The 21,871-nt window shown below is 69.3% G+C and carries 21 protein-coding genes and 1 tRNA gene; 15 read left to right on the top strand and 7 right to left on the bottom strand.

What is annotated here, in order from left to right:
• Positions 1–2: 2 nt before the first annotated feature.
• The 3 genes from ACFCYE_RS10605 to ACFCYE_RS10595 form a co-directional block, all read right to left on the bottom strand.
• Positions 3–1,325 (bottom strand): hypothetical protein, encoded by a 1,323-nt coding sequence (locus ACFCYE_RS10605; protein WP_376178550.1) that lies wholly within the window; start codon positions 1,323–1,325, stop codon positions 3–5.
• Positions 1,326–1,409: 84 nt separating this feature from the next.
• Complete coding sequence (gene helR, locus ACFCYE_RS10600; RefSeq protein WP_376178548.1) at positions 1,410–3,566, bottom strand: RNA polymerase recycling motor ATPase HelR; 2,157 nt, start codon at positions 3,564–3,566, stop codon at positions 1,410–1,412.
• A 121-nt stretch (positions 3,567–3,687) separates the two neighbouring features.
• Positions 3,688–4,725, bottom strand: a complete 1,038-nt coding sequence (locus ACFCYE_RS10595) for a LacI family DNA-binding transcriptional regulator (protein WP_376178546.1) — start codon at positions 4,723–4,725, stop codon at positions 3,688–3,690.
• 422 nt (positions 4,726–5,147) lie between these two features.
• Between ACFCYE_RS10595 and ACFCYE_RS10590 the strand changes: the two genes are divergently transcribed.
• The 5 genes from ACFCYE_RS10590 (at position 5,148) to sufU (ending at position 8,611) form a co-directional block, all read left to right on the top strand.
• A complete protein-coding gene (locus ACFCYE_RS10590; RefSeq protein WP_376178545.1) occupies positions 5,148–5,489 on the top strand; it encodes a DUF6804 family protein in 342 nt (113 codons plus the stop codon).
• A gap of 44 nt (positions 5,490–5,533) precedes the next feature.
• Positions 5,534–6,427, top strand: a complete 894-nt coding sequence (locus tag ACFCYE_RS10585; protein ID WP_376178543.1) for an AraC family transcriptional regulator — start codon at positions 5,534–5,536, stop codon at positions 6,425–6,427.
• Between the two features lie 101 nt (positions 6,428–6,528).
• Positions 6,529–6,840: a hypothetical protein gene (locus tag ACFCYE_RS10580; RefSeq protein ID WP_376178542.1), complete on the top strand. Its 312-nt coding sequence runs from the start codon at positions 6,529–6,531 to the stop codon at positions 6,838–6,840.
• 29 nt (positions 6,841–6,869) lie between these two features.
• Entirely contained in the window at positions 6,870–8,168 is a 1,299-nt protein-coding gene (locus ACFCYE_RS10575; RefSeq protein ID WP_376178541.1) for a SufS family cysteine desulfurase, read from the top strand.
• Positions 8,165–8,611, top strand: coding sequence for a Fe-S cluster assembly sulfur transfer protein SufU (gene sufU, locus ACFCYE_RS10570; protein ID WP_376178539.1), 447 nt, complete (start codon positions 8,165–8,167; stop codon positions 8,609–8,611). The genes ACFCYE_RS10575 and sufU overlap by 4 nt, the downstream gene beginning before the upstream one ends.
• A gap of 6 nt (positions 8,612–8,617) precedes the next feature.
• On the opposite strand, the gene ACFCYE_RS10565 is transcribed toward sufU, so the two are convergent.
• Entirely contained in the window at positions 8,618–10,234 is a 1,617-nt protein-coding gene (locus ACFCYE_RS10565; RefSeq protein ID WP_376178538.1) for an MFS transporter, read from the bottom strand.
• On the bottom strand, positions 10,231–10,986 hold the full coding sequence (locus tag ACFCYE_RS10560) for an ion channel (protein ID WP_376178536.1): 756 nt from the start codon (positions 10,984–10,986) through the stop codon (positions 10,231–10,233). Before ACFCYE_RS10560 ends, ACFCYE_RS10565 begins: the two co-directional genes overlap by 4 nt.
• Positions 10,987–11,177: 191 nt before the next feature.
• Between ACFCYE_RS10560 and ACFCYE_RS10555 the strand changes: the two genes are divergently transcribed.
• The 10 genes from ACFCYE_RS10555 to ACFCYE_RS10510 all read left to right on the top strand — a co-directional run bounded on the left by ACFCYE_RS10555 (position 11,178) and on the right by ACFCYE_RS10510 (position 18,692).
• A complete protein-coding gene (locus ACFCYE_RS10555; RefSeq protein WP_376178534.1) occupies positions 11,178–12,047 on the top strand; it encodes a sulfurtransferase in 870 nt (289 codons plus the stop codon).
• 91 nt (positions 12,048–12,138) lie between these two features.
• The gene (locus tag ACFCYE_RS10550) at positions 12,139–12,798 is read left to right on the top strand and encodes a GntR family transcriptional regulator (RefSeq protein WP_376178533.1); all 660 of its coding nucleotides are present in this window, start codon (positions 12,139–12,141) and stop codon (positions 12,796–12,798) included.
• A 3-nt stretch (positions 12,799–12,801) separates the two neighbouring features.
• Positions 12,802–13,455, top strand: a complete 654-nt coding sequence (locus ACFCYE_RS10545; RefSeq protein WP_376178531.1) for a hypothetical protein — start codon at positions 12,802–12,804, stop codon at positions 13,453–13,455.
• A gap of 35 nt (positions 13,456–13,490) precedes the next feature.
• Positions 13,491–14,054 carry an asparagine synthase gene (locus ACFCYE_RS10540; protein WP_376178530.1) on the top strand — a complete coding sequence of 188 codons (564 nt, stop codon included), beginning with the start codon at positions 13,491–13,493 and terminating at the stop codon, positions 14,052–14,054.
• Between the two features lie 75 nt (positions 14,055–14,129).
• Positions 14,130–14,202 (top strand) — tRNA-Arg (locus tag ACFCYE_RS10535).
• 96 nt (positions 14,203–14,298) lie between these two features.
• Positions 14,299–15,774 carry an L-serine ammonia-lyase, iron-sulfur-dependent, subunit alpha gene (locus tag ACFCYE_RS10530; protein WP_376178528.1) on the top strand — a complete coding sequence of 492 codons (1,476 nt, stop codon included), beginning with the start codon at positions 14,299–14,301 and terminating at the stop codon, positions 15,772–15,774.
• Positions 15,774–16,532, top strand: coding sequence for an AAA family ATPase (locus ACFCYE_RS10525; protein WP_376178526.1), 759 nt, complete (start codon positions 15,774–15,776; stop codon positions 16,530–16,532). Before ACFCYE_RS10530 ends, ACFCYE_RS10525 begins: the two co-directional genes overlap by 1 nt.
• Positions 16,533–16,559: 27 nt before the next feature.
• Positions 16,560–17,156, top strand: a complete 597-nt coding sequence (locus ACFCYE_RS10520) for a TetR family transcriptional regulator (RefSeq protein ID WP_376178524.1) — start codon at positions 16,560–16,562, stop codon at positions 17,154–17,156.
• Positions 17,157–17,199: 43 nt separating this feature from the next.
• Positions 17,200–17,961: an ABC transporter ATP-binding protein gene (locus tag ACFCYE_RS10515; RefSeq protein WP_376178522.1), complete on the top strand. Its 762-nt coding sequence runs from the start codon at positions 17,200–17,202 to the stop codon at positions 17,959–17,961.
• Positions 17,958–18,692 carry an ABC transporter permease gene (locus ACFCYE_RS10510; RefSeq protein ID WP_376178520.1) on the top strand — a complete coding sequence of 245 codons (735 nt, stop codon included), beginning with the start codon at positions 17,958–17,960 and terminating at the stop codon, positions 18,690–18,692. Before ACFCYE_RS10515 ends, ACFCYE_RS10510 begins: the two co-directional genes overlap by 4 nt.
• Positions 18,693–18,738: 46 nt before the next feature.
• Here the strand turns inward: ACFCYE_RS10510 and ACFCYE_RS10505 are convergent, their stop codons facing one another.
• A complete protein-coding gene (locus ACFCYE_RS10505) occupies positions 18,739–20,361 on the bottom strand; it encodes an SPFH domain-containing protein (protein ID WP_376178519.1) in 1,623 nt (540 codons plus the stop codon).
• 137 nt (positions 20,362–20,498) lie between these two features.
• Complete coding sequence (locus ACFCYE_RS10500) at positions 20,499–21,848, bottom strand: DUF222 domain-containing protein (protein ID WP_376178517.1); 1,350 nt, start codon at positions 21,846–21,848, stop codon at positions 20,499–20,501.
• Between the last annotated feature and the right edge of the window lie 23 nt (positions 21,849–21,871).

Raw genomic sequence — 21,871 nt, 5'->3', positions numbered from 1 at the left:
GCTCACACTGGGGCCCGCTCCGCGTGCTCGGTCGTCGTCGCCGGACGACGCAGTATCTCGACGAGCAGGAGCAGGACGATCACGCCGACCAGGGTCCACAGCACGCCGCCGATGGTGACGGGCCTGGTGAGGAAGAGGATCGCGACGGCACCGAGCACGATGATCACGCGCAGCGCGGACGCCGCACGATCGAGGAAGGCTCCGAAGGCGCCGGTGCTCAGCCCATATCGCTCGGCGGTCCTGCGCAGGGTGTCCTCGGTGTCCTGGCCGAGCCGTCGGAGCCTGCGCGCCGGACGCCATGGGCCGCTGAACCAGGCGCCGAGAGTGATGATCAGTGCCAGGACGGTGAGGGCCACGAGTGTCGAGTTCATCAGCTCGGTCACCTGGTCGAACACGACCGTTGCGGTCCCCGCCGGCATCACCGACGGGCTGACGGCTCCGATGAAGAACTGCTTGCCGATGCCGAAGCCGGCGAGCAGCGCGAGGAAGGCGATCGCGAGCCCGGCTCCGGTGGCGACCACGGCCCGCGGCCGACGGATCGAGAGCGCGATGCCGATCACGAGCACGCCGAGCACGACCCACGGCAGCCAGTATCCGGCGGCCGTGGCCACTTGATAGAGCGTGCGGATGAGCACGAACGAATCGGCCGTGGCCAGCGGGATGCTCTTCTCGATGTCCGGGATGGCATCGGCGAACCCGAAGCCGTTCTCGACCATGTAGTCCTTGACCTTGCTGACGACCACGCCGAGGTCGATGGCGATCGTGCCGTCGTCTCCGAGCGTGATCGCGGTGCCCTCCTGCCCCTGGATGATGGCGATGGCCCGTGAGTGCGTCTCACGCAGAGTCGTCTCCCACACATCGGCGAACACCTCGGAGGTCACGACCCTGTCGACCGCGTCGTTGATCACCCCGCGGATGCCCTGCGCAGCGGGAACCGTGAGCAGCTGGATCGCGCTCTCTGCGCGCGGCGGGAGGTCGAGCTGGGTCAGACCGTCGGCGAGGTCGTCGACGATGCCCTGGATGTCGAGGTTCTCGTCGATCGCGACCATCGCCTGATCGGAGATGTACGACTGCACCTGCGGGTTCTCGGCGAGCGGCGCGAACGTCGCGACGAATCGGTCGGTGTCGACGAGCTGGACGCGCGCCCACGTGCCGAGCACGGCGATGGGGGCGATGAGCACGGCGATGACGAGCAGGACACCGGCGACGATGCTGCGACCGTGCACGCGTCGCCGACGCGGCTTGGCCGCGCGCAGCGAGTCGTTCTCGGCCTCGAGCGCGGCGATCTTCGCGCGCAGTTCCGCGGTGTCCGTCTCGGCGGCCATGCTTCCCCCATCGATGTCTCTGCGGATCGCGCTGGCGGTCCGTGCTCCACTGTGCCGGGGTGCGTTCTGCACGGAGCGGTGCGCTCATCCCTCACGGGTGAGCGTAGCGCTCCCGAGAACCACGAGCTCGCGGGTCGAGCGCGTCATGGCGACGTAGCGGTCGACCGCGCCTTCGACGCCGCCGCCCCACTTCTCGGGGGCGATCAGCACGACGAGATCGAACTCCAGGCCCTTCGCGGTCTCCGGCGTGAGCGAGAGCACTCGGGGCGGTGCGGCCAGCGGTGCGCTGCCGATCACCGCAGCCGTGCCGTCCTCGTTCGCATCCAGCCAGGCTGCGAGGACCTCGTCCAGGTCGCTCAGCTCGCCGTGCCGTACGGGCACCCCGCTGTCGCGGATCGACGTGGGGACGTTCGCGTCGGGGATCGCCGCGCGGATCACGGATTCGGCCGCGGCCATGATCTCGGACGGCGTGCGGTAGTTCACCGTCAGAGACGAGACCCGGACGTCGCGCAGTCCGGCACGGGCGAGACGCGCCTGCCAGGTGTCGGTGAATCCGTGCCTGGCTTGGGCGCGGTCGCCGACGATCGTGAAGCTGCGCGAGGGGCAGCGGGCCAGGAGCATCTGCCATTCGGCGTCTGTGAGCTCCTGGGCCTCGTCGACGATGATGTGCGCGAAGGGCCCGGTCAGAGGATCCGACGCGACCGAAGGCAGCGTGTCGAGATCGTCCAGCGAGTTGCGCAGATCGTCGCCGCGGAGCATCGACATCAGGCCGAGATCGTTGTCGGAGCTCGCGATGAGATAGTCCGTGACGTCCTCCCGGTAGGCGCGTTCGGCCGCCAGCTGGGCGGTTCGCTTGCGCCGGATCCCCTCGGCGGCTGGGTCACCGACCAGGCGGTGGGCTGCGTCGAGGAACGGGAGATCGGATGCCGTCCACGCCGCGCCGCGGTCACGGAGGAGCGCGTCGATATCGGCATCCGCGAGCCACGGAGCGCAGCGACGCAGGAACGACGGGTCCGCCCACAGTGCGGCCACGAGCGCGGAGGGGTCGAGCAACGGCCAGGCGCGATCGAACGCCGCGGCCAGGGCGGTGTTCTGCGCGAGCACGGGGGCGAGCACGCGCTGCGGCGCCCGCACGCGTCGTGCCAGGATCTCGACGAGCGCGTTCCAGATATCCGGACGAGCGTCGTCGTGCGCGGTGCCGGGCTCCACCGCATCGAAGGCATCGGCCCAGTCGTCCGCACTGAGCGGGATGTCCGCCCACTCTGTCTCGACGATCATCCTCTGCTGCGGGGGGTGCTGATACGCGCGCACGGCGTTGCGCACGGCATCCAGCAGGCGCGCGTCGGCCTTGAGCGCGGCGACGCGGCTGTCGGCCTCGGCAGGCGCTGCGGCGCCTTCCGGTACCAGATCGCGCAGCGTGCACGTCTGCACGCCGTCCTCGCCGAGGCTCGGCAGCACGTCGTCCACGTAGGCGAGGTACGGCTCGTGAGGGCCGACGACGAGCACTCCGCCGCTGCCCTTCGCGATGCGCGGCTCCGCATAGAGCAGGTAGGCCGCGCGGTGCAGGGCGACCACCGTCTTGCCTGTGCCCGGGCCGCCATCGACGACGAGTGCCCCGTCCGATCCGGCGCGGATGATCGCATCCTGGTCGGACTGGATCGTGGCGAGCACGTCCCGCATGCGAGGGGAGCGGCTGGCGCCGAGGCTCGCGATGAAGGCGGATTGGTCATCCAGCGCCGCACGGTTCTCGAGTCCGTCTGCGGAGAAGACCTCGTCCCAGTAGTCGCTGATGCGCCGGCCGGTCCAGCGGTAGCGGCGGCGGCTGGCGAGTCCCATGGGGTCGCCATGGCTCGCGGCGAAGAACGGCTCGGACGCCGGGGCGCGCCAGTCGACCAGGAGCGGCTCGCCGTCGGCGTCCGACAGTCCGACGCGTCCGATGTAGACGGGTCGGCCGTGCTCGGGGACCATGCGTCCGAGGCACAGATCGATGCCGTAGCGCCGCAGGACGCTGAGGCGCGCGTTGAGCCGGTGGATCTCGAGGTCGCGCTCGACGGCGGCGCCGCCGACGCCGGCCGGAGCGTGCAGGACGGCATCCAAGCGGGCGGATGCCGAGGTGATCGCGTCCTCGAGCGTGGCGGCGATCCGGCCGAAGTGGTCGATGTCGTCGGCGATGAGCGTCGGCTCGGCCTTGGCGACGAGGCGTTCAGGGAGGTCGAAAACAGTGGGGGACAGGTGGTTCACGCGGGCTCCGATCGCACGCGCCGACCGGGTTTCGGCGGGCGCGACGGACCAGTATGCGCCCTGTGGGGGCCCTTGCCGCAAGCCCCCACCCCTCCGGTATCCTGGAAGTGCGGGCGGGGTGCTACCGGCGATCCTCAGGGGGAGCCGTCGAAGCGCGGACGACCAGTTCGGTGGGGAGCCGCGGCGGAGAGTCGGTCTCCTCTTCGCGAAGCAGGCTGAGCAGGGTGCGCGCCGCCGCTTCCCCCTTCGCGTCGACGTCCTGGCGCACCGTGGTCAGGGCGGGTGAGACGCGTGACGCTATCGGGTTGTCGTCGAAGCCGATGACGGACAACTGCTCCGGAACGAGGAGGCCACGAGCCTTCGCGCGCTCCATGACCTCGAGGGCTGCGAGGTCGGAGAAGGCCAGGACAGCGGTCGGTGGGGCATCGAGCATCCGCTCGATCCGCTCGCGCAGCAGGTCGTCGATCGCGAGGCCCGGGGTTCCGACGAGCATCGGATCGATTCCGGCCTGTGCGAGCGGGCGCATCCATCCGTCCATCCGCCCGGCGATCGTGGTCGATTCCGTGGCGAGCGAGATCGACGAGGCGGCGGCGCCGTCCGCGTCCAGCGCGGCCAGGATGATCGCGACGCGGGTGTGCCCCAGATCCACCAGGTGCTGGGCTGCCTGCCCGGCGCCTGTGGCGTTGTCGATGCCGATGTCTGGCACCCCTGGATGCGGCGAGCCCTCGACGTTCACGATCGGCAACCGCCGTTCCCGCAGTGCGGTGAATGCGGAGGTCGCTGGGTCGCACGAATACACGATGGCGCCGTCCATCGCGATGTCGCGGGCCGGCACCACGTCGTCGTCCTCGGAGGAGTGCAGCAGGACGAGGGAGTATCCGGCGTCGGCCAGTGAGCCGGCGACCGCGCGGACGAAGCCCACGGCGACATCGTCGGTGAACGCATCACGGGGGGAGTTCGTCAGCACCATGCCGATGACGCCGGTGCGTCCTCGAGCGAGCGCGCGGGCGGCGGGGTCGGGGCCCGCGTACCCCAGCTCGTCCGCGGCGCTGAGGATGCGCACGCGGAGGTCCTCGGACAGCTGGTCGGGACGGGAGAAGGCGTTGGAGACCGTCATGCGGCTCACTCCGACGTGCTCGGCGATCGTCTTGAGCGTCACTCGCGCCACCTCGACCACCTCCGTGCCCATTCTGCCCGACGGGAGGGGCGGCCCGGCCGAGATCAACACGGATCGGGCACACCGGCGGCGCGCTGGGGGTGTCGTGGCTCGATCGCCTCCGCCACACGATGGATGCCGCGTGCCAGCCGCGCTCGCACGCGCCTGAGCAGATCCGCTCTGGCCCGGGCGGCCATGGCGCGGTCCCGTGCGCGGAGCGCGTCGAGTCGTCGCTGGCGGTGAGCGTCGCGCGCAACGCCGTCTCGGGCGGCCCGGTGCTCGGCGAGAACAAGGGTCGTGATCGCCTGATGCTCCATCGGATTCCCTTTCTGTAGCGGTACAGAAGCGAGGGTACTGTACCGGTATAGAAAACGCCAGTGCCTGTGTGACGGGCATGATCGGCCTTCACCTGGGAAAATGGAGGCATGCACGCCTCCCGTCCATCGGAACCGCCTCTTCAGCGCAACGCGCTCGCGCCGGGCATCCTCGCCGCGATCGCCCTGTTCCTCTCTCCGCTCGTGCCCGACGGCCTCGGTGCGACGATCGTCCGATTCGTCGTGGCCATCCTGGCGCTCATCGTCGCGTGGTTCGCCATCCAGGCGGGGCAGTGGTGGTGGACGATCGTCTTCGTGGTCGTGGCCGTCTTCTGGAACCCGATCTTCCCGGTCGACGTGGAGTATGGAATCTGGGCCGCTGCGGCCGTCATCGGCGCGCTGCTCTTCCTCGCTGCGGGCGCCACGATCAAGTCTGCGCGGATCGAGTCGTAGCAGTGGAGTCTGTTCTCAGATTCCGGACCAGGGATGTGGGACGGGTGGAGGAGACCTGGCAGCAGTTCGTCCCCTCAGCGCAGCTGCAGCGCGCCGAACAGCGCGACTTCCGGTTCGACTGGGCATCGGCGTCTCTCCCCGGGGTGTCCGTGGTGCGCTACGAACTCGCCGCCGGGGTCGCCTCCGTCGTCGAGCCGCAGGACCAGATCCTCGCCTGTCGCGTGACAGGGGGCGGCGCGCAGGTGCACACGTCGAAAGGACCGCTGCCGCAGGACGCGGCATGGATCACCGACGGCCGACCGGTGAGCGCGCAGTGGGACGGTGCGGCGACCGTGCAGGCCCTCATCTTCGACCGGGAGGCGGCGCAGCTCGCGGCGCGCCAGATCTCGGGTGACGATCGGCTGGTTCTGACGGTTCGCGATGCGACGGTGCGGGATGCCGGCGCCGGGGACCTGTGGAATCGGACGTTCGAATACCTGCTGGGATCCCTCGGCTCGACCGCGACGTCGGACGAGCTGCTCAGGGCGTCCCTGGAGCGTCACGCCCTGAGCATGACCCTGACGGCCTTCCGGACGTCCTTTCGCGACACGATGGAGCATTCGCCGCAGACCAGGGCCGCCCCGGTCGCGGTGCGCCGCGCGCTGGCGTTCATCGACGCCAACGCGCACCTGCCCGTGACGGTCGACGACATCGCCCGGGCGGCGCACATGTCGACGCGTGGACTGCAGCGCGCGTTCCAGCGGGCGCTGGACATGTCGCCGGGGGAGGTGCTTCGGCGTGCGCGGCTCGCCGGTGCGCGTCGCGACCTGGAGCAGACGGATGAACCGGTGGCGGCGATCGCTCGCCGCTGGGGCTTCTCGCATCCGTCCCGATTCGCGGCGTATTACCGCGCCGAGTTCGGGGTGCTGCCCGGGGGTGCGGCCCGCCGCGGCCGCTGAGAGCCGTTCCTCATGACATTCTGCGCACCATATGCGTCGGCAGATGGATGCTGCGCCCTGCGGTGGCGCTGGTGCGCGTGATCCGGCCATAGCCTGGCGCGATGGGACAACTGCACTACGGTGACGAGGCGAAGCCGATCTTCATCGAAGACCGTGCGCTCGCGCATCTGAAGGTCGTCATCGCGACGAAGCTGCGCCGCAATGAGAGCTTCACGCTGTCGTGGCGCCACCCGGAGGGGGAGCCTGCGGGGCGATCGACGCTCTGGCTGCACCCGTCGATTCCCCTGCGTTTCGTGTTCGAGGACCCGGAGCCGCCGGAACTCAGCCCAGCGTGGGTCGCCGACCTCGCGAACTCCGCGAACTCGACCGGAGGGATCATGCTCGTCGAAGAGCATCTCGAAACCGTCGGCTGAGTGCCCTCGGCGGGTGAGAAGCTATAAGGATGAGCTCCACCACTGATGCGGACGCGCTGACCGACGCCGAAGTGCGACGGATCGCGGCCGATTTCCCGATCCTGGAGACCTCGGTGAACGGGCATCCGCTCGTCTATCTCGACTCCGGGGCCACCTCGCAGCGCCCGCTGGCCGTGCTGGACGCGGAGCGCGAATATCTGCTGAGCATGAACGCCGCGGTGCACCGCGGCGCGCACACGCTCGCCGCGGAGGCCACGGAGGTCTTCGAGGACGCCAGGGCGACCGTCGCAGGGTTCGTCGGCGCGGACGAGGGCGAGCTGGTGTGGACCTCGAACGCGACCGAAGCCGTCAACCTCGTCGCATACGCCATCTCGAACGCCTCGATCGGACGCGGCGGGGCGGCCGCCGAATCGCTGCGGATCGGTCGAGGCGACGAGATCGTCACGACCGAGATGGAGCATCACGCGAATCTCATCCCCTGGCAGGAGCTCGCCGCGCGCACGGGTGCGAACCTGCGGGTGATCCCTGTCGATGACGACGGGGCGCTGCGGCTCGACGAGCTCTCCTCGTACATCACCGAGCGCACGCGCCTCGTCGCCGCGACGCACGTCTCGAACGTGCTGGGCGTCGTGAACCCGATCGGACGTCTGGTCGCGGCCGCGCGCGAGGTCGGAGCTCTCTTCCTGCTCGACGCCTGCCAGTCGGTGCCGCATCTGCCGGTCGACGTGCGGGCGCTGGACGTGGACTTCGCGGTGTTCTCGGGGCACAAGATGCTGGGGCCGACCGGCATCGGTGCCCTGTACGGACGCCGATCGCTGCTCGAGGCGATGCCGCCGTTCCTGACCGGCGGGTCGATGATCACGACGGTGTCGCCGTTCGAGGCCGAGTACCTCCCGCCGCCGCAGCGCTTCGAGGCCGGCACGCAGCGCGTGTCGCAGGCGATCGCGCTCGCCGCGGCCGTGCGCTACCTGGACGGGATCGGGATGCCGCGGGTCGCCGCCCACGAGACCGAACTGGGGCACCGCCTGGTGGACGGACTCGCCGCCATCGACGGTGTTCGAGTGCTCGGCGCCGGCATCGACCTGCCGCGGGTCGGACTGGCGAGCATCGATGTGGCCGGCATCCATTCGCACGATCTCGGCCAGTTCCTCGACGACCGCGGCATCGCTGTGCGTGTCGGGCATCACTGCGCTCAGCCGCTGCACCGCCGCCTCGGGGTCACCTCCTCGACGCGGGCCAGCACCTACCTCTACAACACGGCCGACGATGTGGATGCCGCGATCGACGGCGTCAGCGCGGCCATCGATTTCTTCGGGAGGATCCGATGAGTTCGTCCGATCTGCAGAACCTGTACCAGGAGCTCATCCTGGACCACTCCCGCACGCCGCACGGGTACGGGCTGCGCGGCGAGGTGCCGTCCCAGTCGCACCAGGTGAACCCGACCTGCGGCGACGAGATCACCCTGCAGGTGCATCGCGCCCACGACGGCACGATCGAGGCGATCGCGTGGGAGGGACACGGCTGCGCGATCTCGCAGGCATCCGCCTCCCTGTTCGCAGAGCTCGTCGAGGGGATGCCGCAGGTCGACGTCGAGCGCCGCATCGATGCGTTCCGCGAGGCCATGCGCTCGCGCGGCAAGATCGAGCCGGACCCCGAGCTGCTCGGAGACGCGGCCGCACTGGGTGGCGTCTCCCGCTACGTCGCCAGGGTGAAGTGCGCGATGCTCGCGTGGGTCGCCGCCGAGGACGCGCTGCGCAAGCTCGAGGCCTGAGGGCGTCTACGCGACCGTTTTCTCGTCGCGGTGCCGTCGCACCGGGCGTTCGGCGGGGATGCCACCGGAGAACAGCAGCGACAGCAGGCTGATGCCGATCAGCCCGACGAACGCCACACGCAGCGAGACCAGTTGCGATTCGCGGTAGATCTCTGCGAGTGCGGCGGCGTCGCCTTCGTCCAGGCCCGCTTCCGCTGCCAGATCGTCGACGTCGGCGGCCGGCACGATGGTGACCCCGGACTCCGTCGCGGCGACGACGACCGCCCTGGTCTCTTCGGGAAGGCTGCTTTCCGCCACGCCGGAGGTGAACGACGTCGACAGCGCGCCGATCAGCACCGAGCCGATCAGCGCGGTTCCCAGCGACGAGCCGAGGTTCTGGAAGACACCCTGCAGCCCGCCGACTTCGCTGGTCTCCTTCTCGGTGACGCTCGACATGTTGACGTTGCCCAGCTGGGAGGCGAGCAGACCCAGCGCGCCGCCGGCCAGGAACATCCCGAGGGCGAAAAGACCGCTGCGCAGATCCTCGGTGGCGGCGCCGAGCAGCAGCAGGGCGCTGCCGACGAGTACGAGCTGACCGATCCGTACGATGCGTCGGGGCGACCACAGCGCGGACAATCGGGTCCCGATGATGGAGAACAGGATCAGCGAGATCGACAGCGGGAAGATCTTGATCCCGGTCTCCAGAGCGTCCAGGCCGAGGGTCATCTGCAGATACACCGGCACCATGAAGAACAGCCCCGCGGTGACGGCGTACTGCGCACCGAGCACCGAGAGTCCGCTGCGCAGCGGCGTGATCGAGAACAGCTCGACGTGCAGGAGCGGCGAGCGGCCGCGCACGACCAGCCGTCGTTGACGCCCGACGAACAGTGCGATGAGCGCTCCGCCCGCTCCGATGCACCAAGTGGTCAGGGAGACGCCCAGCGGAGCGATCGGGGTACCAGCGATCACGGGCACGTGCAGCGGGATGATCCAGCCCCAGGTCTTGCTCTGCAGCATCCCGAACACGACGAGCACCAGTCCGGCGGAGGACAACAGGATGCTGAGGGCGTCGATCCGCACTCTCTGACGTTCGGTCCGATCGGTGATGATGCGTGCGAAGAGGACGACACCGAGCATGATCACGACTTCGGCGACGAAGACGTAGCGCCAGTCGAAGTAGGTCGTCACGAACCCGCCGATGAGTGGGCCGGCTGCGACGGCGGCCCCTGAAACCGCCCCGATCACGGCGAACGCGGTGACCCGTTCACGTCCGCGGTAGTTGTCCGCCACGAGGGCTGCGATCGCAGGGATCACCAGCACGGCGCCGAGCCCCTCGACGACCGACCAGCCGAGGAAGAGCATCTGCACGTTCGGACTCAGCGCCGTGATGAGAGAACCGATCGCATACACGCAGGATCCGATCACGAAGGCCCGGCGTCTGCCCCAGACATCGCCCAGCTTCGCTCCGAGCAGCATGAATGCGGCCATCGTCAGGGTGTAGAAGGTGATCGCCGCCTGCATCGCCGCCACGCTCGTGTCGAGGTCGTCGACGACGGTGGAGATCGAGACGTTCATCACCGTCCCGTCCAGCACCATGACGAACTGTGCAAGGCCGAGCACGATGACGACGTTCCATTTCTTCACGATGCATCCTTCTCGGGTTGGGAGGGGCCGGGCTCGGGTGACGCATCGTCGACGTCCGTCGACCTGCGCGCACCGCGCATGATCCGCGCGACCGCGGTGATGAGGAAGAGCTGGCCGGTGATCGCTTCGGCGACGGCGACGCTCTGCACACCGGGCCCGACCGGCACGATGTTGCCGAAACCGGTGGTCGTGAGGGTGGTGAACGAGAAGAACAGCTGTGCCGACAGCGAATCGGGACTCGCGTCGCCGAAGATCGGGCTGTCGCCGACCAGGCCGATCAGGTTGTAGACGAAGGTGAAGAACATCCCCACCAGGGCATATGCCGTCAGAGCGGCCAGGAGGGCCTCGAGATCGAGTCCGCGTCGGTGCACCTGGTGCGCGATGATCGCCGCCGGTGCGATGAGGAATGCGATCGCGGATGCCGCGGAGAGCGCGATGTCGAGCGCATGTCCACGCGTGCCGAGGATCTGGACGACGAGCGCGCCTGCTCCGGCTGCGCCGAGGACGAACCAGGCGGACCGTTGCACGATGTGCGCGGCATCCGTGACACGAAGTGTCACCGCGACCGTGATGAGTTGGACGAGAAAGGCGATCGGGCTCGGGTCGGTCGTGGACTGCGCCGCGCACAGGCCGTAGGAGATGACGAGCAGAACGAGCACCGGCCAGTAGCCCGTGCGCCACCCCGACCCTGGACCGGCGACGGTGTCGATCCATCTGCCCATCGCTCCACGGCCCGCCGTGCTCCGCCGCATGCCCGCTCCTCGCTGCCGGTGAATGTCGCGAGGCTGTCATCGGCGATCTGAGGTGAGTATCGCAGTCCGGGGGCCGATGTTCCAGATGCTTCAGGAAGTTTCTCGCGTCGCATATGACGTCGTGTTTCGTCGCGTGAAGCGACGTGTCGTCGGCTGGTGACGGCGCACGGTGACGCGCGGATGCTGGTGCCATGACCAATCTCGTCAGCCCGGCGCAGCTGATCCATCTTCAGCGACGCGCCGAACACGGTGAGGGTCCGCCGGTGCGGGTGCTCGATGTGCGCTGGCGCCTGGACCGGCCGGAGGGAAGACCGGAGTACGTCCGCGCGCATCTGCCTGACGCCGTGTACGTCGACCTCGAGCACGAGCTCGCCGATCGCGGGCAGCCGGAGCGCGGGCGACACCCGCTCCCCTCCCTGGAGAGGCTGCAGAGCGCCGCTCGCGGCTGGGGGCTGAACGCCGATCACATCGCGGTCGCGTACGACGACAACCGCGGCGTCGCCGCGGCGCGACTGTGGTGGCTGCTGCGCCGCGCTGGGGTCGATGTGCGTCTGCTCGACGGCGGCATCCGCGGGTGGATTGCGGAAGGGCTGCCGTTGGACGCAGGCGATGTGCTGCCGGAACCCGGCGATGTGGTGCTCTTCGGCTCCGACGACGGGCGCCTCGAACTCGGCGAGGTCGAGGCGTTCACGCGCTCGGGCGTGCTGCTCGACGTCCGAACCCCTGAGCAGTACAGCGGAACGCAGACCTCGCTGGATCCGGTCGGCGGCCACATCCCCGGTGCGGTCAATCTGCCGGCGATGGCGGTCGTCGACGGGGACGGTCGGCTGCGGCATCCTGACGCCCTGCGTCGCATCTTCGGCAGCGTGGGCATCCGACCGGACACACAGGTGGCGGTGTACTGCGGCTCCGGCGTCGCGGCGATGCACACGGCGCTCGCGCTCGACCAGGCCGGGATACGCGCGGCAGTGTATCCAGGATCGTGGAGCGAATGGTCGAACCACCGCGGACTGCCGGTCGCGATCGGCATCCTCCCGAACGGGCGAGTCACCGCGGTCTGACGCGGAGGTGTACCGAGCGAGGTGCGCGCGGCGCTGCCGAATGGGATACCAAAAGGTGGTGCAATCCCCGGTCAGGTGGGAGAATCCATCCATGACGGGGGCTGTGAGCGCGGAGTTGGAGTCGGTGCGGGTGACGCGCCTGCTTCGCGAGGACATCGTGCTCGGGCGACGAGCGCCCGGCTCCCGCCTGGTCGAGCGCGACATCGCGGCCGAACTGAACGTCTCCCGGCTGCCGGTGCGAGAGGCGATCCGCAGCCTGGTCGTGGAGGGGATCGTCACCACTCGTCCGCGGACGTGGGCCGTCGTGAAGGAGTTCACGGCGCAGGACGTGCAGGACGTCGCGGAAGTGCGCGAAGCTTTCGAGACTCTGACCTTCCAGTTGGCCGCGCAGCGGCACGACGCGGCGGGACTGGCGCGGCTGCGCGAAGCACTCGATCGGGAGGCGGCGAGCGCCCGTCGCGGAGACTTCGATGCCGGGCGACTGGCCGCCGGCGATTTCCACACCTGCGCGGCGGATCTCACCGGGAACGAGATGCTCCGCGAGATGCTTCAGGTGTTCTCGACCCGGTTGCGTTGGCTCTTCGGGCAGCATGAGGACCTCGACGAGATGGTGATCGAACATGAGGTGCTCTTCGACGCGGTGGCGGCGCGCGACGTCGAACTGCTGGGCGTTCTCGTTCCGCGGCATCTCGCGCGCGGCAGGGCGCTCGCCGAACGACGGCTGCGCGAACGCACCGAATCCGCGGTCTGAGCAGTGCGCGCGTCACGAGTGCTGCCGTTCGCCATCGGCGGGCTCCTGCTCGTCGCCGGCGCCGGCATGGTCGTCCTGGTGGATCAGCAGCGGCAGGATGCCGAGCCGCACGGGTACTCGGTCCGCGCGGCCGAGTCGGAGATGGTCGAGACTCTCGCGGGGATGCGCGTCGCTGTCACCGAGCTGAAGACGACGATCGTCGCGGTCATCCAGGCCCGTCCGCCCGAGGCTCCGAAGGGGCGGTGGGTGCGGGTCGCCTCGCTGCAGGGGGCTGAGCCGGACGGTCATTCCCGCGTGCGGGCGGCGCTGGATCTGGTCGGCGGCGAGGACGTCGGCCTGGAGGCGTCCTCGTCGTGCGCAGGTGGCACGGCAGCGGCCTGCGCCAACAGCGACGGCTACATCAAATACAGCGCTGAGGTCGCGACCTGGAGCGACAGCCGTCTGCAGTGGGCCATGGCGCACGAGCTCGCGCACATCCATCAGTTCCGCGTGTGGGGAGCGCTGAACGATTCCGGTGCGTACCAGGAGCTGTTCGGCGGTGACCCGGAGCTGCTGGCGAACTGCATGGCGCTGGTGCGCGGGTATGCGGGGGCGGTCGGATGCGACTCGGATCAGCAGGCCTGGGCGTCCGGAGTCTGGGTCGGCGTCGTGCGGTGACCTCGTGCCGGTACGATTTCAGGAAGGAGGTCGACGTGGGTCGCACAGCGGATGCCATCGCGGAAGGCGTGGCGATCGCCACCGCCGCGACCCGGCTGGCTGTGAAGAACCACATCCTCGTCGGGACCATCGCACAGGGTGGTGTCTTCGACACGGATCGTTACCTCCAGGACGCCCGTGAGGCTCTGCTCGCGATGGCGAAGGAGTCGGAGGACGCGGCCGAGCTCGTGACCCAGTGGCGCAAGCGCGCCAGGGGTCGGCATTCGGATCCCTCCGGCACGCACGACTACCGTGATCGCGACGTGCGCAACCTGCGTCGACGTGCGCGACAGTCCACCGGCGTGGCCACCCGGCTGCGCGCGATGGCCGAGGACGACGCGAAGATGCGGGCACTGGTCGAGGAGGCCAGGGCGGCCGCGTGGGCCGACGTGCGGCACAATCTCGACCGCCGGCTGCGCGTCGAGGGCATGCGCCCGGACCAGGACCCGGAGTACGAGACGATGCGCGAAGCGCGCATGCAGGCGCTGCGTCTCGTCGATCTGCAGGCGCTCTCCTCGGAGCAGCGAGCGCGCCGGAAGCGCGAGTCCGAATCGGCCTGACGCTCGATTCGCCCCGGCGCTGATCCTCATGTATTCTTGACGACGGCCCGGAAAGCGTTCTGCGGAACAGGCCATGCGCCCGTAGCTCAATGGATAGAGCATCTGACTACGGATCAGAAGGTTAGGGGTTCGAGTCCCTTCGGGCGCACACTGTGTTGAGACAGTACGGAAACCCTCGTCGTGCAAGCGGCGGGGGTTTTCGCTTTGGTGCTGCGGGTCACGATCGTGAGCGTAGCCTGGACAGGTGACAGCGTACGTCTCGGCCTTCGATCTCTTCTCCATCGGCGTGGGGCCGTCCAGCTCTCACACCGTCGGTCCGATGCGAGCGGCGCTCGACTTCGTCCGTCGCACTCCACTGGATGCTGTGGCGCGCGTCACGTGCACGCTGTACGGCTCTCTCGGCGCGACGGGCATCGGTCACGGCACACCGGATGCCGTCGTCGCCGGGCTCCGCGGGCTGAGCCCGGACACGTGCGATCCGGCGCAGGTGCGGCGGGCGTGGGCGTCGTATCCCGAGGGGGCGCCGCTGCTGCTCGGCGGCACGACACTGGTCGCCTTCCATAAGGAGGACATCGCCTTCGCTCCGCGGACCCGGCTGCCTGGGCATCCGAACGCCATGACCATCGTCGCGCACGACGCGGATGCGGCAGTCATCGCCGAGGAGACGTACTACTCCGTGGGCGGCGGATTCATCCGCCGCGACGGAGAGGACGCGCCCATCGCCCGGAGCGACCTGCCGTTCGCGTATCGCGATGCCGCCGGCCTGCTCGAGCTGTGCGACGAGCACGGACTGACCATCGCCGAGCTCGCGCGACGCAACGAGACCGCTCTGCGGCCCGAGGAGGAGGTCGCCGCCGGGCTCGACGCCATCTGGGATGCGATGGCCGGATGCGTGGATGCCGGTCTGCATGCGGACGGCGTGCTCCCCGGCATCCTGAAGGTGAAGCGCAGGGCCGCGGCGATCCGCGCACAGCTGGAGGCGGCCGAGGCCGACAGCGGGCGCGAGATCCCCGGCGAGTGGCTCGGAGCCTTCGCGCTCGCAGTGAACGAGGAGAACGCGGCAGGTGGACGGGTCGTGACCGCGCCCACGAATGGCGCGGCGGGCATCCTCCCCGCCGTCGCGATGTACTGGTGGCGCTTCCTCGCCGACTCCGGCCTCGGCTCCGGGAATGCGGTGACGCCGCACGGCGAACTGGTCGGCAGTGCGCTGCTGCAGTCGCCGACCGAGCCCGCCGACACCCACGTGCTCGATGAAAAGTCGATCGCGGATGCGAACCGACGCCGGGGCATCCGGCGGTTCCTGCTGACGGCGACCGCGCTCGGCTCCCTGTTCAAGGCGAACGCGTCGATCTCCGGTGCGGAGGGCGGGTGCCAGGCCGAGGTCGGATCGGCGTGCGCCATGGCAGCCGGCGGCCTCACCGCAGTGATGGGCGGTACGAACCGGCAGATCGAGAACGCCGCCGAGATCGCGATGGAGCATCATCTGGGTCTGACATGCGATCCGATCGGAGGGCTGGTGCAGATCCCGTGCATCGAGCGGAACGCGATCGCGGCATCCACTGCGGTGACAGCCGCACGGCTCGCGCTGCGGGGCGACGGGCAGCACTACGTCTCGCTGGATGCCGTGGTGGAGACCATGCGGCAGACAGGGCTGGACATGTCGACGAAGTACAAGGAGACCAGCGAGGGCGGGCTCGCGGTCAATGTGATCGAGTGCTGATGGACTCGATCTGGGAGCCGGGGAGCCGGCGCCGACGAGAGCAGCCGGTGGTGTCGGTGCAGCCTGCCGACGACGCGCCGGCCACCGGCGGCCGGTGGCCGGCGAGCATCCCGGCGGTCGCGCAGGTGCTGCGGGACGGAATCGACCTCGCGCCGGGGGTCACGTTCCTCGTCGGCGAAAACGGCAGCGGCAAGTCCACCATCGTCGAGGGAGTGGCGATCGCGTACGGGCTGTCGCCGGAGGGCGGGTCCAGGAACGCGATGCACAGCACGCGACCGACTGAGTCGCCGCTGTCCGACTGGCTGCGGCTGCAGCGCGGCGTCGGCGCGAGCCGCTGGGGCTTCTTCCTCCGGGCCGAGACGATGCACTCGTTCTACACCTACCTCGAGGCGAACCCGTCCACGAGCGGGCCGGACGTGCCGTTCCACGAGATGAGTCACGGCGAGTCGTTCCTCGCGATTCTGGAGAGCCGATTCGACGAGCCGGGCTTCTACTGCCTCGACGAGCCGGAAGCGGCGCTGTCGTTCCAATCCACCCTGGCGCTGATAGCGGTGCTGCAGCGGATCGTCGACGAAGGCGGTCAGGTGCTGTGCGCGACGCATTCGCCGGTGCTGGCCTCGCTGCCGGGCGCGCGCATCCTCGAGGTCGGCGAGTGGGGCATCCGGCCGGCGGAATGGGAGGATCTCGAGCTCGTGACGCACTGGCGATCGTTCCTCGACGCACCGACGCGCTACCTGCGTCATCTGCTCGACGGGTGACGCGGTCGAACCCGTAGTGTGGCCGATATGACCGAGCAGTCCGCACCCAGGCGTCGCGGCAGGCCGCGGGGGAGATCGGATTCGCGGGCGCGCATCATCGCGGCCGCGGTCGACGAGTTCGGCGAGCGGGGATACGACGGCTCGACGATCAGGTCGATCGCGGCAGGGGCGGGCGTCGACGCGGCGCTCGTGCATCACTACTTCGGTACGAAGGCCGACCTGTTCGCGGAGGCGGTCGGGATTCCGCTGCGTCCGGACGTGGATGTTCCGGCCATCGTCGCCGGACCGCGCGACGAGGTCGGAGAGCGTCTCGTGCGCTACGTTCTCGAGGCGTTCGAGGACCCCGACGTCCAGCGCCGCGGGGTGATGCTGATGCGCACCGCCATCGGCAGCCGCCTGACCACACCATTGCTGGCAGGATTTCTCTCCCGAGAACTGATCGGACGCATCGCACGGGCGCTGGACGTGCCGGATGCCGAGTTGCGGGCGAGCCTGGTCGCCTCGCAGATCGCCGGCCTGCTGCTGACCAGGTACGTGCTGAAGCTCTCGGCGCTGTCCGCGGCGTCCGTCGATGATCTGGTCGAGCGGATCGGCCCGACCGTGCAGCGTTACCTCTTCGACTGACGGGGGCTTGACGAGCGCGGCGCCGGGGACCACAATTCATCGCATGATGAATAATGCGGTCGAGATCGTCGACCTCCGCGTGCGACGGGGGAAGGCGCAGGTCTTCGACGGGGTAGACCTGAGCATCCCGCGCGGGGAGATCACGGGACTTCTCGGACCGTCCGGATGCGGGAAGACGACGCTCATGCGAGCGATCGTCGGCGTGCAGCGGATCGCGGCGGGTGCTGTCACCGTGCTGGGGGAGCCGGGCGGGTCGCGGACGCTCCGGGATCGCGTCGCCTACGGCACGCAGGGTGCGGCCGTGTACGGGGATCTCAGCGTGCGGCAGAATCTGAGCTACATCGCCGGACTGCTCGATGCGCCGCGCGGCGATGTCGATCGGGTCATCGATGAGGTGGGACTGCGCGCGCAGGCGGGGCAGATCGTCGACTCTCTGAGCGGCGGACAGGAGACGCGGGTGTCTCTCGCGATGGCACTTCTGGGCGCTCCCGAGCTGATCGTGCTGGACGAGCCGACGGTGGGGCTCGATCCCGTGCTGCGGGCCGAGCTGTGGGGCCTGTTCCGCGGGCTCGCCGACCGCGGCGTCACGATGATCGTGTCCAGTCACGTGATGGATGAGGCGCTGCGCTGCGACCGGCTGCTGCTCATGCGCGCCGGGAGGATCATCGCGGACACGACGCCATCCGCGCTGCTGGAGGACACCGGCGCGGAGGATCCGGAAGCCGCGTTCCTCGCGCTGATCGAACGGGATCAGCGCGAGCATCCGATCTCGCGCAGGTCGATGCGTGGGGAGGCGGGAGAGTGAACGGTCGGCGACTGTTCGTCACGGCCGGCCGGGTGCTGACGCAACTGCGGCACGATCCGCGCTCGATCGCGCTGATGCTCATCGCGCCGAGCCTGCTGGTCGGCCTGTTCGCGTGGCTGTTCAGCGACCAGGAAGGCGTGTTCGATCAGTTCGGCGGTGCGATCCTCGCGTTGTTCCCCTTCATCGTGATGTTCCTGATCACCTCGATCACGACGCTGCGCGAGCGTCGCTCCGGGACGCTGGAGCGACTGATGACGACGCCGCTCGGCAAGGCGGATTTCATCCTCGGATACGCTCTGGCTTTCGGCACGATGGCGCTGCTGCAGGCCGGGATCACCGTGTCGTTCGCGGTGTGGATCTGCGGTCTGGACGTGGACGGTCCGCTCTGGCAGCTCGGACTGGTGGCGATCGTGGATGCCCTGCTCGGCACGGCACTCGGGTTGCTGGCCAGCGCGTTCGCGCAGACCGAGTTCCAGGCGGTGCAGTTCATGCCGCTGCTGGTCTTCCCGCAGATCATCCTCGGCGGCCTGTTCATGCCGCGCGACGAGATGCCGGATGTCCTGTACGCGATCTCGGACTGGCTGCCGCTGAGCTACGCGATCGACACGATCAATGCCGTCGCCGCGGGCGACGAGGGCTGGGATGTGTTCGCTCCGCTGCTGATCGTCGTGGCGTTCGCCGTCGGAGCGCTGGTGCTGGCATCCCTCACGCTCCGTCGCCGGACGCCGTGAGACGACGGAGGCGCCGGCCGCTTTCGCGACCGGCGCCTCCGGATGCTCACTCCGCCGACGCGGGCGGCGGGGGAGTGACGGGCGAATCGACCGCCTTCACCCTCTTCTTGGTCGCGGTGGGTGCGGTGGCGGGGGCCTGCGCTTGCGCCTGGGCGACGCCTTCGCCGATGCCGCGACCGACGGCCTGGCCCTGGATGATCGCGGCGAGATCGAGGCCGGTGGCCGCGCTCACGCTGTCGAACACGGACTTCAGCGCCTTGGCGCTGTCGCCGCCGATGACGCTGGATGCGCCGTCTTCGCCCGAGGTGCCGCCGATGATCGAGACGTTGCCGATCGCCGCGTAGCCCTTGGAGAACTCGCCCATGATGGTCGGCAGCACGTCGATCACGCGCTGCGAGAGGAACGCGTCCTGGTTGGAGGCGATGGCCTTCGCTTCGGCCTCGACCGCGGCCGCGCGGGCTTCACCCTCGGCGCGGATGGCGTCGGCTTCCGCGTTGGCGCGCAGACGGCGGGCCTCTGCCTCAGCTTCGGCGAGGGCGCGAAGCGCGGCTGCTTCACCCTCTGCCTTGGCCTGGGCCGCGGTCGCTTCACCCTGGGCGCGGGCCTCGTCGGCCTGCGCCTGCTGCTCGGCGATGCGCGTTCGTGCCTCGGCCTGCTTGACCTGCTCGATCGCGGCGGCCTCCGCGGCGCGTTCACGTGTGTAGAGCTCGGCCTGCGCGCGGGTCTCGGCCTCGTAGCGCTGCGCGTCGGCGACGCGCTTGACGTCGGCATCCAGCTGGGCCTGCTTGTTCTCGGCCTGCTGCTGCAGGACGGCCTGTTCCGCCTGAGCCCTGGCCAGGTACTCTGCCTGCTCGGCTTCGGCGCGGGCGCGGCCGATGCCGGCGTCCGCGTTGGCGGTGTTCGTGTCGAGCGCGGTCTGCTCGATCAGGTTGGCTTCCTTGTTGGCGATGTTCTTCTGGTTGATCGCGCGGTCGGCGTTGGTCTGCGAGATCTCGGCGGCCTGGCGCTTGGCCTGGATCTCGGGGGCGCCGAGGGACTGGATGTAGCCGACGGCGTCGGTGATGCCCTTGATCTGGAAAGAATCGAGGATCAGCCCCTGCTCGGCGAGCTCCTGCGAGACGTCGGCTGCGATCTGGTCGGAGAACTTCTTTCGCTCTCGCATGAGCTCCACGACCGACAGGGTGGCGACGATACCGCGGAGGGCGCCCTCGAGCTGCTCCGTGGTGAACTGCTCGATCGCGGCATCCTGCGATGCGAAGCGTTCGGCGGCGCGGCGGACGTAGAGGGGGTCGGAGCCGATCTTCACGATCGCGACGCCGTCGACGTTGAGCGTGACGCTGTCGAGCGACTGCGCTTCGGCGTTGAGCGAGACCTGGCGCGAGCGCAGCGAGATGATCTCGTGGCGCTGGGTGATCGGGTTGACCAGCGACTTTCCGTTCACGATGACCGTGACGGGGGACTCGGACATCTCCGAGCTGCTGGTGCCGTCGGCGGCGACGACCGCGCGCTGCACCTTCTGCTTGCGTCCCGAGATGACGAGCGCTTCGTCGGCGCGTGCGACCTTGATCCAGCTGCGTGCGAACAGCAGCGCGATCAGCGCGAAGACGATCAGGATCACAACCCCGATGCCGACGAGAACGAGGATGCCGACGATTCCGGCGAGCTCCATGTTGTATGTCCCTCCCAGCCGATCGCGGTCGTCGCGATGGCTACATATGGTGTCGACTATGCCAGATGGCTCGTCGGGGTGTTGCCTTCGGGCTGCTGCCAGCTGTCGCATGCGGGTGCACGCGTGCGGGTGTGTGGTCAGGCGGCGAGGGTGTAGCGGGCGGTGCCGCCGAGGCGTGGGGTGCGGGTGGGGTCGACGTGTGGGGGTGGGATGAACCAGACGCGCGCGGCCGCGCCGGTGCCGGTGGTGCGGATGTCCCATCCGTTGTCGTGGATGCGGTGGTGGCAGTTTTCGCAGAGCAGCACGCCGCGATTGAGGTCGGTGGTGCCGTTGTCTCGGTGCCACCAGTCGATGTGGTGGGCGCGGGTCATGGAGGGTGGGAGGGTGCACATGGCGCATCCGCCGTCTCGTTCGACGAGGGCGAGGCGTTGCGCCCGGGTGAAGAAGCGTTTCTCGCGTCCCCAGTCGAGGGGTTCGCTGTCGGTGCCGAGGACGGCGGGGATGACGCCACCGGAGGCGGCCATCCGCCTCACGGTGCCGATGCTGATGGGCTGATCGACCCCGTCGATGGTGGCGTATCCGGTGCCGGTGGTGAGGTCGTCGAGTCCGACCCGGACGATGACGGTCGCTCCGGCGAGGGCGGGGGCGTTGTTATCGCAGCCGAGGCCGTGTGCGCAGAGGGCGGCGAGTCCGTCGGCCTGGAGTTGCGCGATCGTGCGCCGGTCGGCGTCGGGGGCGTCGGGGTCGAGTGCCCGCGCGCGGGCGTTGAACACGGCGGTGACGTACCCCTCGAGCGCTGCTTTGATGGGGGCCCCGGTGGCGATGTCGATGTCGCCGTCGAGGTGCAGGCGTCCGTCGCGCTCGTACATCACGAGGGAATTCTGCGCCCTGGCGGCTTCTTCCCGCGGGGCGACACCGTCCGGATCCAGGAAAGCTTCCGCACGGGTGGTGAGGGTGCGCACCTCGTTGAGCGACAACCCCGCCGCTTTCTCCGCCAGCAATGCTTCGGCCTGACCGATCCGGTCGGCGTCGATCTTCATCCGGACCCGGTCCAGCAGGTCGATGATCAGCCCGGCCGCGGGTGCTCCGATCGAGCCCGCACCCAATGCCGCCTGCACGGCGGGGTACTTCGCCGGCAAAGGGGCCCCGAGCAGATCGCTGCGCGGCGCGGTCGCCTCCCCGACTTTCACCAGCCGCGACGCGTCCCCGGCCGAACGTCCTGTCACGGTCGCGACAAGCTGGGTGGCGTTGCGGAACCCCTGCTCCTTCGCCAATGACTCCGCGCCGAGCTCACGGCGCGACTCGTACGCGATCCGGGCGGCGACCTCCGCCTCCAGCCCGTCCACGACCCGGTGAAGAACCCCGAGCATGGTGTTCGCCGCGACCAGCCCCGCCCGGTCGAGATCCCCCGCATGCCCAGCATCCGCCCACACTCCATCGAGGCGGGAAACAGCCTCGTGCAGAGCATCCAGATGCGTCGTCGACATGCCTCCAGAATACCAACCCGCCG

Origin of the sequence: Microbacterium sp. NPDC056234, assembly GCF_042267585.1 — a bacterium.
Lineage (GTDB): Bacteria > Actinomycetota > Actinomycetes > Actinomycetales > Microbacteriaceae > Microbacterium.
Note: the sequence above shows the minus strand (reverse complement) of the source record. Positions and strands in the feature narration are given on the sequence as shown.

Bases quoted from the DNA above. Each gene is read 5' to 3' on its own strand.
- ACFCYE_RS10605 (WP_376178550.1), bottom strand. From the start codon at position 1,325: ATGGCCGCCGAGACGGACACCGCGGAACTGCGCGCGAAGATCGCCGCG.
- ACFCYE_RS10590 (WP_376178545.1), top strand. From the start codon at position 5,148: ATGCACGCCTCCCGTCCATCGGAACCGCCTCTTCAGCGCAACGCGCTC.
- ACFCYE_RS10580 (WP_376178542.1), top strand. From the start codon at position 6,529: ATGGGACAACTGCACTACGGTGACGAGGCGAAGCCGATCTTCATCGAA.
- ACFCYE_RS10575 (WP_376178541.1), top strand. From the start codon at position 6,870: ATGAGCTCCACCACTGATGCGGACGCGCTGACCGACGCCGAAGTGCGA.
- sufU (WP_376178539.1), top strand. From the start codon at position 8,165: ATGAGTTCGTCCGATCTGCAGAACCTGTACCAGGAGCTCATCCTGGAC.
- ACFCYE_RS10560 (WP_376178536.1), bottom strand. From the start codon at position 10,986: ATGCGGCGGAGCACGGCGGGCCGTGGAGCGATGGGCAGATGGATCGAC.
- ACFCYE_RS10555 (WP_376178534.1), top strand. From the start codon at position 11,178: ATGACCAATCTCGTCAGCCCGGCGCAGCTGATCCATCTTCAGCGACGC.
- ACFCYE_RS10550 (WP_376178533.1), top strand. From the start codon at position 12,139: ATGACGGGGGCTGTGAGCGCGGAGTTGGAGTCGGTGCGGGTGACGCGC.
- ACFCYE_RS10525 (WP_376178526.1), top strand. From the start codon at position 15,774: ATGGACTCGATCTGGGAGCCGGGGAGCCGGCGCCGACGAGAGCAGCCG.
- ACFCYE_RS10520 (WP_376178524.1), top strand. From the start codon at position 16,560: ATGACCGAGCAGTCCGCACCCAGGCGTCGCGGCAGGCCGCGGGGGAGA.
- ACFCYE_RS10515 (WP_376178522.1), top strand. From the start codon at position 17,200: ATGATGAATAATGCGGTCGAGATCGTCGACCTCCGCGTGCGACGGGGG.
- ACFCYE_RS10505 (WP_376178519.1), bottom strand. From the start codon at position 20,361: ATGGAGCTCGCCGGAATCGTCGGCATCCTCGTTCTCGTCGGCATCGGG.
- ACFCYE_RS10500 (WP_376178517.1), bottom strand. From the start codon at position 21,848: ATGTCGACGACGCATCTGGATGCTCTGCACGAGGCTGTTTCCCGCCTC.